Source organism: Vibrio sp. RM-41-2B (assembly GCF_024744415.1).
In the GTDB taxonomy this organism is placed as follows: domain Bacteria; phylum Pseudomonadota; class Gammaproteobacteria; order Enterobacterales; family Vibrionaceae; genus Vibrio; species Vibrio diabolicus.
Genome location: NZ_JAMQWD010000016.1, coordinates 14,820 through 29,756 on the forward strand (window position 1 = coordinate 14,820; position 14,937 = coordinate 29,756).

Annotated in this window: 12 protein-coding genes; 7 read left to right on the plus strand and 5 right to left on the minus strand. The window is 42.2% G+C overall.

Features of this window, described 5'->3' with window-relative positions; translation table 11 throughout:
* Window positions 1-115: 115 nt before the first annotated feature.
* Window positions 116-760 (minus strand): helix-turn-helix transcriptional regulator, encoded by a 645-nt coding sequence (locus tag NB463_RS11930; RefSeq protein WP_023624282.1) that lies wholly within the window; start codon window positions 758-760, stop codon window positions 116-118.
* Window positions 761-1,328: 568 nt separating this feature from the next.
* Between NB463_RS11930 and NB463_RS11935 the strand changes: the two genes are divergently transcribed.
* Genes NB463_RS11935 through NB463_RS11950 form a run of 4 tightly spaced genes read left to right on the plus strand, consistent with a single transcriptional unit; the run spans window position 1,329 to window position 3,906 of the window.
* Window positions 1,329-2,258, plus strand: a complete 930-nt coding sequence (locus NB463_RS11935) for a dentin sialophosphoprotein (RefSeq protein ID WP_152811674.1) — start codon at window positions 1,329-1,331, stop codon at window positions 2,256-2,258.
* A gap of 20 nt (window positions 2,259-2,278) precedes the next feature.
* Window positions 2,279-2,602 carry a hypothetical protein gene (locus NB463_RS11940; protein ID WP_005380167.1) on the plus strand — a complete coding sequence of 108 codons (324 nt, stop codon included), beginning with the start codon at window positions 2,279-2,281 and terminating at the stop codon, window positions 2,600-2,602.
* Between the two features lie 5 nt (window positions 2,603-2,607).
* Window positions 2,608-3,285 carry a C39 family peptidase gene (locus NB463_RS11945; protein ID WP_005380165.1) on the plus strand — a complete coding sequence of 226 codons (678 nt, stop codon included), beginning with the start codon at window positions 2,608-2,610 and terminating at the stop codon, window positions 3,283-3,285.
* A 54-nt stretch (window positions 3,286-3,339) separates the two neighbouring features.
* Window positions 3,340-3,906 (plus strand): hypothetical protein, encoded by a 567-nt coding sequence (locus NB463_RS11950; protein ID WP_170891017.1) that lies wholly within the window; start codon window positions 3,340-3,342, stop codon window positions 3,904-3,906.
* A gap of 224 nt (window positions 3,907-4,130) precedes the next feature.
* On the opposite strand, the gene NB463_RS11955 is transcribed toward NB463_RS11950, so the two are convergent.
* Entirely contained in the window at window positions 4,131-5,126 is a 996-nt protein-coding gene (locus tag NB463_RS11955) for a transporter (protein ID WP_005380160.1), read from the minus strand.
* Window positions 5,127-5,602: 476 nt separating this feature from the next.
* On the opposite strand from NB463_RS11955, the gene NB463_RS11960 reads away from it, so the two are divergent.
* Window positions 5,603-7,294, plus strand: coding sequence for an AMP-binding protein (locus NB463_RS11960; protein ID WP_170891015.1), 1,692 nt, complete (start codon window positions 5,603-5,605; stop codon window positions 7,292-7,294).
* A gap of 68 nt (window positions 7,295-7,362) precedes the next feature.
* Here the strand turns inward: NB463_RS11960 and NB463_RS11965 are convergent, their stop codons facing one another.
* Window positions 7,363-7,572 (minus strand): DUF1127 domain-containing protein, encoded by a 210-nt coding sequence (locus NB463_RS11965; protein WP_170891013.1) that lies wholly within the window; start codon window positions 7,570-7,572, stop codon window positions 7,363-7,365.
* A 98-nt stretch (window positions 7,573-7,670) separates the two neighbouring features.
* On the opposite strand from NB463_RS11965, the gene NB463_RS11970 reads away from it, so the two are divergent.
* Window positions 7,671-8,621, plus strand: a complete 951-nt coding sequence (locus NB463_RS11970) for a LysR substrate-binding domain-containing protein (protein WP_258432193.1) — start codon at window positions 7,671-7,673, stop codon at window positions 8,619-8,621.
* Between the two features lie 118 nt (window positions 8,622-8,739).
* Here the strand turns inward: NB463_RS11970 and fusA are convergent, their stop codons facing one another.
* Window positions 8,740-10,830: an elongation factor G gene (gene fusA / locus NB463_RS11975; protein ID WP_012841459.1), complete on the minus strand. Its 2,091-nt coding sequence runs from the start codon at window positions 10,828-10,830 to the stop codon at window positions 8,740-8,742.
* 215 nt (window positions 10,831-11,045) lie between these two features.
* Window positions 11,046-12,425 carry a DNA repair protein RadA gene (radA, locus tag NB463_RS11980; RefSeq protein ID WP_046875036.1) on the minus strand — a complete coding sequence of 460 codons (1,380 nt, stop codon included), beginning with the start codon at window positions 12,423-12,425 and terminating at the stop codon, window positions 11,046-11,048.
* Window positions 12,426-12,561: 136 nt separating this feature from the next.
* Between radA and NB463_RS11985 the strand changes: the two genes are divergently transcribed.
* Window positions 12,562-14,910, plus strand: coding sequence for a PilZ domain-containing protein (locus tag NB463_RS11985; protein WP_170891009.1), 2,349 nt, complete (start codon window positions 12,562-12,564; stop codon window positions 14,908-14,910).
* The last annotated feature ends 27 nt before the right edge of the window (window positions 14,911-14,937 follow it).

The window sequence follows — 14,937 nt, forward strand, 5'->3', positions numbered from 1 at the left end:
CATCACAAAGGTAGGAGATAATTACCCCATATCCACACTACATCCCGATGTACAAGTCGATAGCCGCAAAACCTCAATGCTGTTGATTAAAGAACGTACACCACGATTTTATGACTTAACTTCTCTCGGTTAAGCCATTGTTCATTCTTACCAACTTAACCGCATCATGACGAGAATGGACATCGAGTTTTTTATATAATTTGTATATATGGCTTTTCACTGTACTTTCAGACAAGAAAAGTCTTGAAGCAATTTGTTGATTTGAAATGCCGTACACAAGTAGCTCTAGAATCTGTTTTTCTCTGCATGTTAACTCATCATGCTGCTGTTCTTCGGACAAATTTGCATGCCGATAATTGAGGACTAACTTCTCTAGGTACATTCTTGGCAGCCACAACCCACCTTTCAGTACGTATTCCGCGCCATCACATATATGTGTCACTGATGCGCTTCGGAGCAAAATTCCTTTTAACAACTTCCAATGCAGTAAGTCCGTTTGTACTTTTTCACAAGGGACGTTGTGAAGCATAAAGGACCACCCAAATAGATCAAAATCTGGTAACTTTCCTTGCATTTCAAGCTGACGCATAAAATCGTAATCAATAAACATCAAATCGATACTGAGTGAGTGACTTCTGAACACCACTTCATCTGGTTGCATTATCTTTACATCGACATCATGAATGGAAGACAGCTGTTTTTTTATTAAGTTACTTTGTAAATTACTCTCAGCTAGCAGTATCAAGTGCTTCTTTTCCATAGTCCCACCACATTAACTTACCTGTTTCACCAACCCCCGTTAGAAAATTAATTGGGGATAGCAAAGAGAATTTATCTTCATTTTAAGTAGAAAATATAGCACTTCAGAATGATATCGCATTGCTTTTCAGCACCGAAAAAGGCTTAAAAAGTATGAACCTGTTATATTTTTATCCATACTTTTCAACCTGTGTTAGCATAAGGATATGATTTATAATATTAAATAATAAAGATAATAATTGGATAAAATACCATTTATAAAAAATGGATGACTGCTCCGCTCAGTGCGATAGAACGAACTACTTCTTTATATTGGCTTCATTTCATACTTGATGAGTACTTAAAGTAAATACAAAAAATAACATTCTGATTATGTTATTTTTTTCTTTAATACCTTAAAGAGACGCACCTAAATACTCCCTTTCAGCCTGAATCATTCTCAATAATGAGAACAGATTTCACTAATCCTTTCTTATAATTTCATCGCTTCCCACAACATTTGAAGGAAGCAGCAAGAAGTTAAGTGCAGTCATTTTTAATCAGGAATAACAGGAAATGGAGTAATCGTTATGACTCTAAACAAAACAGGGCTTGCTTTAGCAATGTCAGCAATTTTATTTAGTGGCTCTCTAATCGCGAATGAGATCGATGATGGAGACGACAACATGCAATGGACTGACAGCGCTAATACTGCTATCGGTTTATCAGGCAGCTTTAACGACAACAGTGACAACAGTGCTTCATTGGGTGTTGGCGATAGCTTTAACGACAACAGTGACAACAGTGCTTCACTGGGTATCGGTGATAGCTTTAACGACAACAGCGATACTGACAACAGTGCAACTCTTGGCGTTGATGACAGCTTTAATGACAACAGCGACAGTTCAAACTCGAGCATGAACACAGCTCAAAGCCACAACGACAATAGTACGTCTAACGCTAACGACAACAGTACCAGTGCTGATCTTGATGTGAGCCTAAATAGTGATAGTAGTGATTCAAGTACTAACACAAATAGAAGCCACAACGACAACAGCGACTCTAGTACTACTGTAAGACGTAGCAACAACGACAACAGTGACTCTAGTATCAACAGTAGCTTTAACGATAACAGCGATAATCGTAATCAAAGCGACAACCGTAACCAGAGTGATAACCGTAGCTACGCTGATTCAAGCACAACAAACTCGAACAGCTTTAACGACAATAGTAACTATCAAAGTGACTCGAGCTCAACAAATGTTGATAGCTTCAATCAAGTCCATATGGATACAGATATGGTTGTTGCGAGCTCAAGTCTAATGGGTGGTGTTACAGGTGCATCAGTTATTTATGCAACTAACGCGGATGATACTCGAGTTCGAGTTGAAAACATGAACACCCTTGGTGGTCTTGGTGGTGCAGCTGGTATTACTACCGTTGGTCAGAATGCTGGTTCAAATTCACTTGTACAACAATCTGTTACAACTAATGCAAGTGTGTTTACTGGGGGTGAGTAACCGACTAGTAGGAGAAAGCGATGCGTTTGGCAATCTGTACTTTGAGTATGATAGTGGCCTGCACTGCACTCGCTGATGACATTGCATTATCTGGCGGAGAAGTTAGCTTGGATATCATGAATGAATCAAGAGGTGGACAAAATGTTGAACTCGACTTGGTTTATGCAGAATCAGATATCAATGGTATTTCGTCAGATAATGTCGCGTCAAACACCGTGAGTGGTAACAATATACTATCAAGTGGAGCGTTCGCAGACAGTTCGGGTATATCCAACGTAATTCAGAACAGCGGAAACAACGTTTTAATCCAGAACTCTACCGTCGTTAACCTGACACTCAAGTAAACAATATGAAAGTATTAAATAACTTAATTTGGCTGATGCTCGTTTATTCAGCATCAGCCATTTCATTAGAACTGCTACCTTACCGAGCACATTACTCTGTTCCTGTTAAAAGCTACAAAGAAATAGTGTTTGGTGATGTTTTTCGCCAACAGTATGACTTCAGCTGTGGCTCTGCCGCCCTGGCTTCTCTTCTCACTTTTCATTATGCAACAGAGTCATCTGAACAAGATATCTTCAAAAGCATGTTTGAAAAAGGTGATAAAGAAAAAATCAAAGAGAAAGGTTTTTCTTTGTTGGATATGAAGTTTTACTTGGATTCCATAGGGTTACGTTCTGACGGCTTTCAAGTAGGACTGGAGAAAATTAAAGAAGTCGGCGTCCCTGGGATTACTCTCGTTAATTTCGATGGGTATATGCATTTTGTTGTAATCAGAGGTATAAACAATCACTCAGTTATTCTAGGAGACCCTTCTAGAGGAACCATGATAATGAAACTGGATGAGTTTGAAAAATATTACCAAGGAATTGTGTTACTGGTCCGTAACGAAGCGGAAATGGGACGGTCTAGCTTTATTACCAATGATAATTTCACTGTATATCAAAGATCACCACTAAAAACAGGTGTGTCTAGAGATTCCTTGGGTGTATTTAGCATTACTCTCCCAGTTTCCGGTGAAAATTAATATAACATTGTTTTAAATAACTTTAATAATTTAACTACCTGAAAGGCCAGCATTATGAACTACAATAAATTTTTGTTAATGCTTTGTATGTTAATACCTCATTTTAATGTGGATGCTAAAGATGTTGGTCTACAAAAACTTACTCCTCTTTCAAATTCATCTCTAGAAGAATATCGAGGTGGTTTCCAAGTTACGAACGAGTATATTATTAATATTGGATTAAGCATTACTACGACTATAAATGGCGATGATATATTGAACACAAACATTGCCAACTTAGTAATTGAAAATGGCAATTTAAAAAACATTAGCGCAAATAGTGAAAATCAAAGTGGAGATGTTTTCAACCAGGGTATTGTTAACATCATACAATTTGGTGAAGGAAATATTATTGGAGATAATTCTATAGATTCCCCTCAAATGCCTTCGTCTCAAAATCCTAATATAATAAGTTCAGACTTTATAAACTCAAGCATTATCAATATTATTCAAAACACGAAAGATAACAGTATTATTGGACTTAGCACGCTCGTAGACATTGATGCTCAAGTAAATGGGGTAATACGGGAAATCAAAGCAAACCAACAATTAGAAGACGCCTTATTGAACCACCTTCAATGAGCATTTCCATTTTTATCTGAAAAATTATCACGTTAAGCTTCTTTGATATTAGAAACGACTGATATCTATGATTACATACCAAAAGAAAGGTTGAAATATCAATCGGCCACCATCATTTTTAGAGTATATACCTACTTTATCCAATATAATCCAATTAATTTATAATGCGAACACTAGACGCTAACGGTAGATTAGGCCCAAAAATCAAGGGCCTAATATCCATTTTACAAATTAAAAGGTACTCGTACTGTTAATTGAAAGTCGGGAGTATCTTCTGTAAGACCGGCTTGAGCACTAACATTGATAGATGAGCGTTCACTAAAGGCATAGTTTATACCAAAAGTTAATGCATCTAATTGAAGCAACTTAGCATCATCTGCCGATCTGCCATTTACTTTGCTTTTTAAAATAGTTTTATGGCTAAGCCCTAAAGAGAATGAAAGATCAGGATTCACCGCAAACCCCATTCCTCCTGAAAGAGAAATAGTGTCTCCAAGTTCAACATCAGCTTTTGTATCGCCAACTGTAACAGTATCCTCTAAGTTATAAATGTAACTTAGACTAGCGAACAAGACCGCTGGATCAACAGGGTGAATAAGAGATAAATTAGGCTCAAAACTCCAAAAACCCGAGCCAGTAGGGACATCACTAAATGAGTTGCTTCCATCTTCAATAGAAACATCATAAGGCGATCGTCCTGTATCCGACTTGACTCTAAGGCCACCTACCCAGTATGGCGCAGACTCAAAGTTAAACTGGTGCCTCAATGCGAACTCTACATCACCAAGCCCTCCGCCATCCACCGTGGTGTTTACTACTTCACTGTTTGAACCATCCTGAATGGGGCGCGTAGAAACTTGGTCATTACGATAAACATACGGCACTCTAACTTCTAACTCTGTGGCGTTTGTTAAACCGTACCGAGCAGTTAATCCAACGGTTACGGTAGTCCTATCCGAATCACTCACTTCAATTCGCCCAACAATCAGAGTTGGTAAGACTGTATACCCAACAACAGATACTTTGTTTGAAGAGTTTTGTGTATAGCTTAAAGACGAATCAAATGACCATTTACCTTTAGGTGTGAGAACGCCTGGGCGCTCAATAACATCACCAACCGTTTGGGCGCGCTGAGGAATATCATCTCCTTCAGCACCATATGCATTCCCCGCAATGAATAAACTACAAAGATAGGTACCCAGTAAAGTCTTCCGTAACATCACATCTTTCCTTTTGCTGATGATCGTACCCAAGTAATCTCAGGCAATAGCTTGAGGTGAAGCTCCTAACTTTCCAAAGTAAGATTAGTATAGCTACTTCAAAACCACGACATACCTTTAAGTTTGGCGCTTTGAAGAAATTAGGAGACATTTATACTTATCTTCAACACTAAGCCACTAGTTAATAAATAATTAGGATAGATTCTATGTTTTCGCAATATTATTAATAAAATAAATTGCTTACCTGTGCTCTTAGTATGAAGTAAGTATGACATAACAGCTGAAAAGCCTGTTCTCTTTTGCGTAGCATCAATCACATTGCTTTTTAGATCGAGTCGCTCCGACTTCAACCATAACTAACGCTATCTTCCCCACATATTTCATCAAAATGCATTCCCGTGTCGCGATTTAACATGCTAAAGTTAACAATGCGTTAACAATTATAAATACAATGAGAAGACATGGAGTCACTTAAAATGAATCAGCCGAATCTAAATAGCGCTGCTGGTTGCGCTCTCCCACCACCAAATGAAATGATTCTCAAATGGGCTCAAGAGCGTCCAAATGAGGTCTACCTAAAGCAAATTATTAACCGACAATTTGTTGAATACACGTTCGCTGATGTTGCCGATCAAGCCTTAAAACTCGTCAGTGCACTACGCAACCTCGGAGTACAACCTGGCGACAAAGTGGCGTTAGTGTCTAAAAACTGTGCAGAGTGGTTTATTTGCGATCTTGCTATGATGCTTGGTGACTATGTCAGTGTGCCAATCTTTCCTACCGCCGGCGCGGACACCATCGAATACTGTGTGACTCATAGTGAAAGTAAAGCGCTCATTGGCGGAAAACTTGATGATCCTAAAGCAACCCAGCAAGTCATTGATGCTATGCCTGAACTCATTAGCATCGCTCTACCTTATGACACGGCACCAAAGTGTAAGCACGAATACCAAGCGCTCATTGCAGATGCAGTGCCAAGTGAAGAGAGTCCGCAGCATTACGATGACAAGCTAATGTCGTTGGTGTATACCTCAGGCACATCAGGGTTACCGAAAGGCGCGATGCTAACTTACGGCGCATTCAGTTGGTCTGTTCAGCAACTGATCAATCATATTGGTATCCAAGAAAACGACCGACTGTTCTCTTATTTACCGCTCGCTCATATTACAGAGCGTGTTTATATCTTCGGTTCATCGATTATGGGTGGCGTGCCAACAGCATTTCCAGAGTCACTGGACACTTTTATCGAAGATGTGAAGATGCACCGACCAACTCTGTTTATCTCCGTCCCACGATTATGGACGCTATTCCAACAACGTATTCAAGACAAACTTCCACAGAAGAAGCTCAACATTCTATTGAAAATCCCATTCGTCAATTCTCTGATCAAGAAAAAGCTCGCAGAAGGATTGGGGTTGGATCAGGCTCGAGTATTAGGCTGTGGCTCTGCCCCGGTATCACCAGCACTGCTGGAATGGTACCACTCTGTAGGACTCAATATTACTGAAGCTTGGGGCATGACTGAATCATTTGCCTATAGCACGCTCAACTACCCATTTAGAGCTGACAAAATTGGTAGTGTCGGTAATGCAGGGCCAGGCATCGAGTTAAAAATCGCAGCTGATGATGAAATTATGGTGCGTGGCAAAGGGCTATTTTCTGGCTACTATAAAAATGACATTGCCACCCAAGAGTCTTTTGATTCAGAGGGCTGGCTACACACAGGTGATATCGGCGCTATCGATTCAGATGGTTATCTAACGATTCAAGGCCGTAAAAAAGATAACTTCAAAACCGCCAAAGGTAAGTTTGTCTCTCCAGTTCCTATCGAGAAAAAACTTTTCGAATACAGTCGCGTAGAGATGATGTGTCTCATCGGTTTAGGGCTACCAGCCCCGATTCTTTTGGTTGTGCCACATGACTTCCCTAACTTTGATCGAGAGCGATACGCACGAACCACCCGCAAAGTCATTGCAAAAATGAATCAAGAACTCGCCTCTCATGAGCAAATCAAAGGCGTATTAATGATTAAAGAGCCTTGGAGCATTGAAAATGGCGTATTGACGCCAACACTCAAAATTAAACGTCATGTGCTTGAGCAAAAGTATCATGAAGTTGGTCACAACTGGCCGAAAGGTGAATTGGTTGTGTGGGAAGAAGATTTATAGCCTTGTCTGCACTCCTCAATATCATTGGGGAGTGCAGTTTAATTCTGAGCTTGAATCAAACTCATAAACTACTCTCTCCAAAAAGGCTTCCTCACTTCACTATTAATCTCCTTTTCATCTAATCCAATATCGTCCCAAAGATGCTCTGGTAACTCTCTCAAGTGACGACGTGTCTTGTAGTTTCTTCTCCAACTAGCAAGTTTAGAATAAATTAACTGTAATCCGGTCCGATGGTCAGCTGGTAAAGTGCGCTCACAAGTGTGTGTCATGTTTTCCATGTAACCAACTCCTATAACAATGTTGACCACTTAATAATCAGCGACTACGCTGATATCCTCAAACGATAGAATCTACCATTGAGTTAAGGAAAACTAATGTGAAAGATCGAATGCCTCCTTTACAGGGCTTGTATTACTTCTTCGTTGCAGCAAAGGAAGGAAGCTTTAAAACAGCGGCAAAAGAATTGTTTGTTACGCCAGCTGCCATTAGTCAGCAAATTCGTCATCTTGAAGAGTTTTTAGGAACGGACTTATTTGTTCGTCAGCACAGAAAAATCGTGCTCACACCTGAGGGAGAGCTGCTGTTTACTCAGGCAGAAAGAGGGTTTGCACATTTGCAGCAAGGGATGAGATTGGTTAATCAAGATCCTAACCCTAACCACCTTTCGATATCAACACTCCCCTCTTTCGCTCACCATTGGTTAGTCCCGAAAATTACGGCTTTTCGTCAGCGTCACCCTGATATCGCCTTACTATTAGAACCAACCAATGATTTAGTGTCTTTTCAAGATAGTCAGATCGATTTGTGTGTCCGTTATGGTTTAGGAAAATACCCTAATTTAGAATCACAATGGCTAATGGATGAAGCTTTTTATCCTGCCTGTCACCCGGTATATCAGAAAGAGCACGGCATCTATCGCATTGAAGATTTAAGCAAAGCAGAGCTCATCGAAGACGTTTGGTCAGATCTGGACTGGAACATGTGGTTAGCGAGACTTGGTCATTCAGCGGCAAAGCCTGCTTTAAAATACAGTGGCTCACACTTAGTGTTAGAAGCCGCGTTATCACTACAAGGCGTAGCGCTCGTCAAACACAGTTTAGCTCATCAATATTTCCGTTCAGGCAAACTGGTCCGAATTGGTGATATAGCCATTAAACCCAAATTTGCGTATTACCTGTGCGCTCCAAAAGGCTACTTAAAGCGACCTAAAGCCCAATTGTTCGCACAATGGTTGAGAGAAGAAATAGAAACATTTGAAAAGTCAGTGATACCAGATTTTAAAACCATCGACCTCAATGTTAGTAATACTGGCTCAGCTTCAGAATAGTAGGTAAACAACACCAAAGGCGTATATCAGCGAAACAAAAACGCGCTATGTATAAGCGGTTAGATACAAAAAGCCCCGCACTAGGCGGGGCTTTCAAGTTATAGAGTTAACTTAAGAATTACTTCTTAGCGTTACGCTCTTTAACGTCAGCAATTACTTGCTCAGCAACGTTTGCTGGACATGGTGCGTAGTGTGAGAACTCCATAGAGAACTGACCACGACCAGAAGTCATTGTACGTAGAGTACCGATGTAACCAAACATTTCTGATAGAGGTACATCACCCTTGATACGTACGCCAGTAGACGCAGCTTGTTGGTCTTTGATCATACCACGACGACGGTTAAGGTCACCGATTACGTCACCAACGTGATCTTCTGGAGTGAACACGTCAACTTTCATGATTGGTTCAAGAAGTTGCGCGCCAGCTTTAGGCATAGACTGACGGAATGCGCCTTTAGCAGCGATTTCGTAAGCGATTGCTGAAGAGTCAACTGCGTGGAAACCACCGTCGAATAGTTCAACTTCAACGTCTAGAGTTGGGAAGCCAGCTAGAACACCGTGCTCCATCATTGACGCAAAGCCTTTCTCAACTGCAGGCCAGAATTCTTTAGGTACGTTACCACCAACAACTGTTGACTTGAACGTGAAGCCAGAGTTTGGCTCACCTGGTTTGATGCGGTAATCGATCTTACCGAACTGACCAGAACCACCAGACTGTTTCTTGTGCGTGTAGCTGTCTTCGATTGCTTGAGTGATAGTTTCACGGTAAGCAACCTGTGGAGCACCAACTTCTAGCTCAACGCCGTAAGTACGCTTAAGGATATCTACCTTGATGTCTAGGTGAAGTTCACCCATACCTTTCAGGATAGTTTCGCCTGAATCTTCATCAGTCTCAACTTGGAATGATGGATCTTCTGCAACCATTTTACCGATCGCGATACCCATCTTCTCAGAACCGCCTTTATCTTTAGGCTTAACTGCGATAGAGATTACTGGATCTGGGAAGATCATTGGCTCAAGAGTACATTCGTGCTTAGGATCACATAGAGTGTGACCAGTTTGAACGTTCTTCATACCAACTACAGCGATGATGTCACCAGCTTGTGCTGAATCGATCTCGTTACGCTCGTCTGCGTGCATCTCAACCATACGGCCGATACGCTCTGTTTTACCAGTTGCAGAGTTAAGTACTGTGTCACCTTTCTTCATCTTACCAGAGTAGATACGGATAAAGGTTAGAGCACCAAAACGGTCGTCCATGATCTTAAATGCAAGCGCACGTAGTGGCTCGTCTGCAGATACAGTCGCAACTTCACCAGTTGGCTCACCAGTCTCTGAATCAGTTAGAGGCTGTGGATCAACTTCTGTTGGAGATGGTAGGTAATCAATTACCGCGTCAAGAATAAGTTGGATACCTTTGTTCTTGTACGCTGAACCACAGTAAGTTGGGAAGAATGCTAGATCACGAGTACCTTTACGGATACAACGTTTGATGTCTTCTAGAGATGGCTCTTCGCCTTCTTCTAGGTAAGCCATCATTAGATCTTCGTCTTGCTCTAGAGCAGTTTCGATTAGCATTTCACGGTATTCAGCAGCTTTTTCTACCATGTCTGCTGGAATATCTTGAACTTCGTAGTTCTCTGGCTGGCCAGACTCATCCCATACGTAAGCTTGTTGGCTTAGTACGTCTACAACACCTACGAAATCTTCTTCGATACCGATAGGTAGAGTCATAACTAGAGGTGTAGCACCTAGTACGTTTTGTACTTGATCTACAACTTTGTAGAAATCTGCGCCCATACGGTCTAGTTTGTTAACGAAGATCAGACGTGATACGTGTGATTCGTCAGCGTAACGCCAGTTAGTTTCTGACTGAGGCTCAACACCACCAGAACCACAGAATACACCGATACCACCGTCAAGTACTTTTAGAGAACGGTAAACTTCGATAGTGAAGTCAACGTGTCCAGGAGTATCGATGATGTTTAGACGGTGATCGTTCCAGAAACAAGTTGTTGCTGCAGACTGGATTGTGATACCACGTTCAGCTTCCTGCTCCATGAAGTCAGTTGTAGTTGAACCGTCGTGTGTATCACCGATCTTATGGATCTTACCAGTTAGCTTTAGGATACGCTCTGTAGAGGTAGTTTTACCCGCGTCTACGTGAGCAAAAATACCAATGTTTCTGTATTTTGATAAATCAGTCATTGTCTTACTCTGTTAATAAGGTATAAAGTGCGCGCAGAGTATATCACATTCTGTCAATACTGATACCCTTGCGTGCGGATGGAAGAAAAAAAATTTTAACGTGAAATTTCCGTCCCCAAAGCATAGTCAAACACAGCAATTTATGTACTTTATTCGCATTTTATTGAGGACGGATAGAACAGTTTGTGATTCCACAAATACCATTCTTATGAGCATTACAGCTCGTCAAAAGCCTCTATAGCTTCCGACAATTTCTTAACGCCGTGAATTTGCATGCCAGGAATGCCGCCTTTCGGCATGTTGGCTGCAGGCACAATGGCTTTCTTGAAACCATGTTTGAACGCTTCATTCAAACGTTCTTGCCCACTTGGCACAGGACGGATTTCGCCTGCAAGCCCGACCTCACCAAAAATAACCACATCTTTGGGAAGTGGACGGTCACGAAAACTCGATAAAAGCGCCATAACTAACGCAAGATCGGCACTCGTCTCCGTCACCTTAACACCGCCAACCACATTAACAAAGACATCTTGGTCTGCCATTTGTAAGCCACCATGCTTATGCAACACAGCGAGCAAAAGTGATAAGCGGTTCTGCTCCAAACCGACCGCAACACGGCGAGGGTTTGCCAATTGCGAGTAATCCACCAACGCTTGAATCTCTACTAATAGAGGACGCGTACCTTCCCACACGACCATAACAGAAGAACCTGATGTTTCTTCTTCACCACGAGAAAGGAAAATCGCGGATGGGTTACTCACTTCTTTCAACCCTTGGCCTGTCATTGCAAAGACACCGAGCTCATTCACAGCGCCAAAGCGGTTTTTATGACTACGCAATGTGCGAAAGCGGCTATCAGTACCACCATCAAGCAGCACTGAACAGTCTATAATGTGCTCAAGAACTTTAGGGCCCGCAAGGGTACCATCTTTTGTTACGTGACCAACAATAAATACCGCGACGTTATTCTGTTTTGCGTATCGTGTCAGAGCAGTCGCAGATTCACGTACTTGAGCAACACTGCCCGGTGACGATTGAACATCTGAAACGTGCATTACCTGAATCGAGTCAATCACCATAATGCGAGGTTGCTCTTTTTCGGCGATTTGGCAAATTTTGTCGACGTTCGTTTCCGATAGCATTTTTAAGTGCTCTTTCGGCAACCCTAGTCGAGAAGCACGCATTGCTACCTGCTGCAACGATTCTTCACCTGTTACGTAGAGCGTTGGCATTTGCGCAGACAAACTACACATGGTTTGCAGCAACAAGGTGGATTTACCAGCGCCAGGGTTACCACCAATCAAAATAGCGGCGCCGGGTACAACGCCCCCACCTAATACGCGGTCAAGCTCTTTAAACCCACTGGTGAAGCGTGGCACTTCCTGCAGATCAATTTCAGATAACGTTTGAACTGTAGCTTCTGTTGCGGAGCCCGCGTAGCCGGATAAACGTTCATTACGAGCAACCGTTGGCGATGCAGCGATACGGACTTCTGTTATCGTATTCCACGAACCACATGCGTTACACTGCCCCTGCCAACGGGGAAAATCCGCGCCACAATCATTACAAACATACGCTCGTTTTGCTTTCGCCATGATGCCTCGATTTTTTCTACAAATGTGACTAAGCACAGCCAAGTCAGACCTTAACTGAAATGAACTATTGATATACTTAAGTTTTACTTCGCTTAGCCGATACAATTTAAAGTAACGACATACTCTAACAGAAATAATGCAGCAATCTGAAATTCTCTCGATCGCAGAACGACTCATTCCCGTTTACGGTTCGGATGACTTTGACTTTGTCCTTGGCCAATTGACCGAGGAAGAGCCGCCTTCGGCCAAAATCTTAGTGAAAATGGAACTTAACCGCTTGATGGCTCCGTGCAAAAAAAGCATCGACCTGCGCGGTCGCGTCCAAGGTGAATGTCGCGAGTATATTTTGGATGGTATTCCACATTGGTTAGATGACGTTGCTTTCAACGCTTACCATAAAAACATCAAAAAGTTTGGCGGCTACACTGAGGGAATGTGGGAAGCTTTGGTCAACACACGGAATAACTTTCGCGTAATGAGCAAACGTCTTACTCAACAAAAAACGCAATCGTTAACGGATCCTAAAAGCCCTTTCTTAGCGGAGCCCGTTCACCTCGGCTATGACTTAAAGCGCCAAGAAAAGCGCTTGAAAGTCCAATCTCAAGTCGAGATTTGCCGATCTAAAGGGCAACTTCTGCATGGGTTAAGCATTGACTTATCCTGCTCTGGCGCAAAGTTCAAAGTCCCAAGTGCGTTTAAATATAACCTTGGGGAGATTATTCAGGTCACGTTTACTGAGTTTGCCAGCAAATCTCAGGTTGCCGGTATAGAGAAACCGCTGGCGTACCGCATACTTGCGGTTGATGACTGTTACGAGAATGACTCAGTTCGATACCTCAGAACCATACGTTTAACTGAAACCAATGTCGTTACTCGAGTGATCGATGAAGCGCTCAACAGCGCAGCTAAAAGAGCTCGTCACGATAATCAAGATAAGATCATTCGAGCTCGAACTCGTGGTTATGAGCACATCGCACTTAAGCACACCAGCAGCTTACCTCTATTCTTTGATGGCAGTGAGCTGAAACTCGCTATGTTGACGCCAAACAATCAAAAGCTTTGGCAGTACTGGCATGATGAAAGGAACCAGCAAATGTTTGGGTCCTTATTTAATGAGAAGCGAGTCGCGTCACTCATTAAACCTGGCGTTAAAGGCACCACCAATGTCCTTTATTCATTTACTCACGAGCACGAAAACCGAACCTATTTCTATTCGATGCTTCGTCCTGAGGCCACTCGTGAACAACGCCAGCTATTTTGGCATTTAGGTGCTAAACGTGAAAGTTGGCGCGCGTTTAGAATTTCGATATTTGAACTGTCAGAGCAAGAACAGGAAGACTTAGCCGCTTTCTCTCCGGAGTTGGCTGAAACGTCCCAATCATTGACTCATATTGGCATCTTGCAAGAAATTGCTGACGAAAAATCAGGGCAGGATTATCTGCTCACTGAAAAGCCGCGCTTACCCGCGAATACGTTAAATGCATTTCGCCATCCGAGAAGAATTATAGGCAACCCGAAAGGCATTTATTTTGATGCTAAGTCTCGTCGTAAAGAGCCACGTTACCGATTTAAGACCCCAATAGAACTACGTTCTGGGCCCGTCACAGCGATCGGCAGCACCGTCGATATTTCAAAGCGAGGGCTCGGCATTAAACTGGACGAACCTACTATGTTGCGCTCTGGGCAAGAGGTTCAGGTCAACTTCCGAGAGTTACAACTCTACGACAAAAAGCTGCCTTTAATGTCGGTGCCATACCGGGTAATTCGTGTTAGCCCAGATGGCTGTAGCGTACAGTTAGTTATTGATGAAAGCAGCCACACCATTAAAGTGATCGCCTTTTTCAACAGCATTATCGAACACAATCAAGATAAGTTGATCCCGCAAAAAGAGATGCTACCGAGTAATGCGTTACTTGAAAGACTGCACAGCATGTTGCTCTCTCGAACTCTGAGCACACCCATTTTTATCAGTAAAACAGCGTCGTCTTCAATCAAAACCCCCGTTATTGGGGTGAATTTGCCGCTACCTAAGCACATTGAGCTTTTTGCACGCCTTGGGCACGATCAATTGTTGTCACTTGAACCTATCTTTAAAGGTCGAACAAGCACATTAATCGCAGAGCCGATAAAGCGTGTAGAGGGAGCTCAAGCAAGGCATCAGGATATCTACATTAGCGCAGCCAAAGTCGGCAATAAAATTACAGGCATTGAGTCTAAGCTTCATCAAGAGTTCAACAGCGTAAAAGAACGGATTCAATTTATAAAGAAAGCGCGAATGATGGGTGACTTCTACGTAATTCGCTTATCTACAGCCCCAATTTTCGATCCGATGACATCGTTGCTGCAACAAGATTTAAGTGACTTAACCCAATTTGGTGTACATCAAGCGAGCAAATTAGAAAAGGAGCTGACCGCTTTGGTCGGTTACAGTGAGTTTGAAGACATTACGGAAGAGGTTGTAATTAGATTGGAGTTAACCGAGTAAATTTAGAGCCATACTAAGTCAACGAAA

Coding starts and splice junctions, on each gene's coding strand:
- NB463_RS11940 (WP_005380167.1), top strand. CDS start 2,279: ATGCGTTTGGCAATCTGTACTTTGAGTATGATAGTGGCCTGCACTGCA.
- NB463_RS11985 (WP_170891009.1), top strand. CDS start 12,562: ATGCAGCAATCTGAAATTCTCTCGATCGCAGAACGACTCATTCCCGTT.
- NB463_RS11950 (WP_170891017.1), top strand. CDS start 3,340: ATGAACTACAATAAATTTTTGTTAATGCTTTGTATGTTAATACCTCAT.
- NB463_RS11960 (WP_170891015.1), top strand. CDS start 5,603: ATGAATCAGCCGAATCTAAATAGCGCTGCTGGTTGCGCTCTCCCACCA.
- NB463_RS11935 (WP_152811674.1), top strand. CDS start 1,329: ATGACTCTAAACAAAACAGGGCTTGCTTTAGCAATGTCAGCAATTTTA.
- radA (WP_046875036.1), bottom strand. CDS start 12,425: ATGGCGAAAGCAAAACGAGCGTATGTTTGTAATGATTGTGGCGCGGAT.
- fusA (WP_012841459.1), bottom strand. CDS start 10,830: ATGACTGATTTATCAAAATACAGAAACATTGGTATTTTTGCTCACGTA.
- NB463_RS11930 (WP_023624282.1), bottom strand. CDS start 760: ATGGAAAAGAAGCACTTGATACTGCTAGCTGAGAGTAATTTACAAAGT.
- NB463_RS11955 (WP_005380160.1), bottom strand. CDS start 5,126: ATGTTACGGAAGACTTTACTGGGTACCTATCTTTGTAGTTTATTCATT.
- NB463_RS11965 (WP_170891013.1), bottom strand. CDS start 7,572: ATGGAAAACATGACACACACTTGTGAGCGCACTTTACCAGCTGACCAT.
- NB463_RS11945 (WP_005380165.1), top strand. CDS start 2,608: ATGAAAGTATTAAATAACTTAATTTGGCTGATGCTCGTTTATTCAGCA.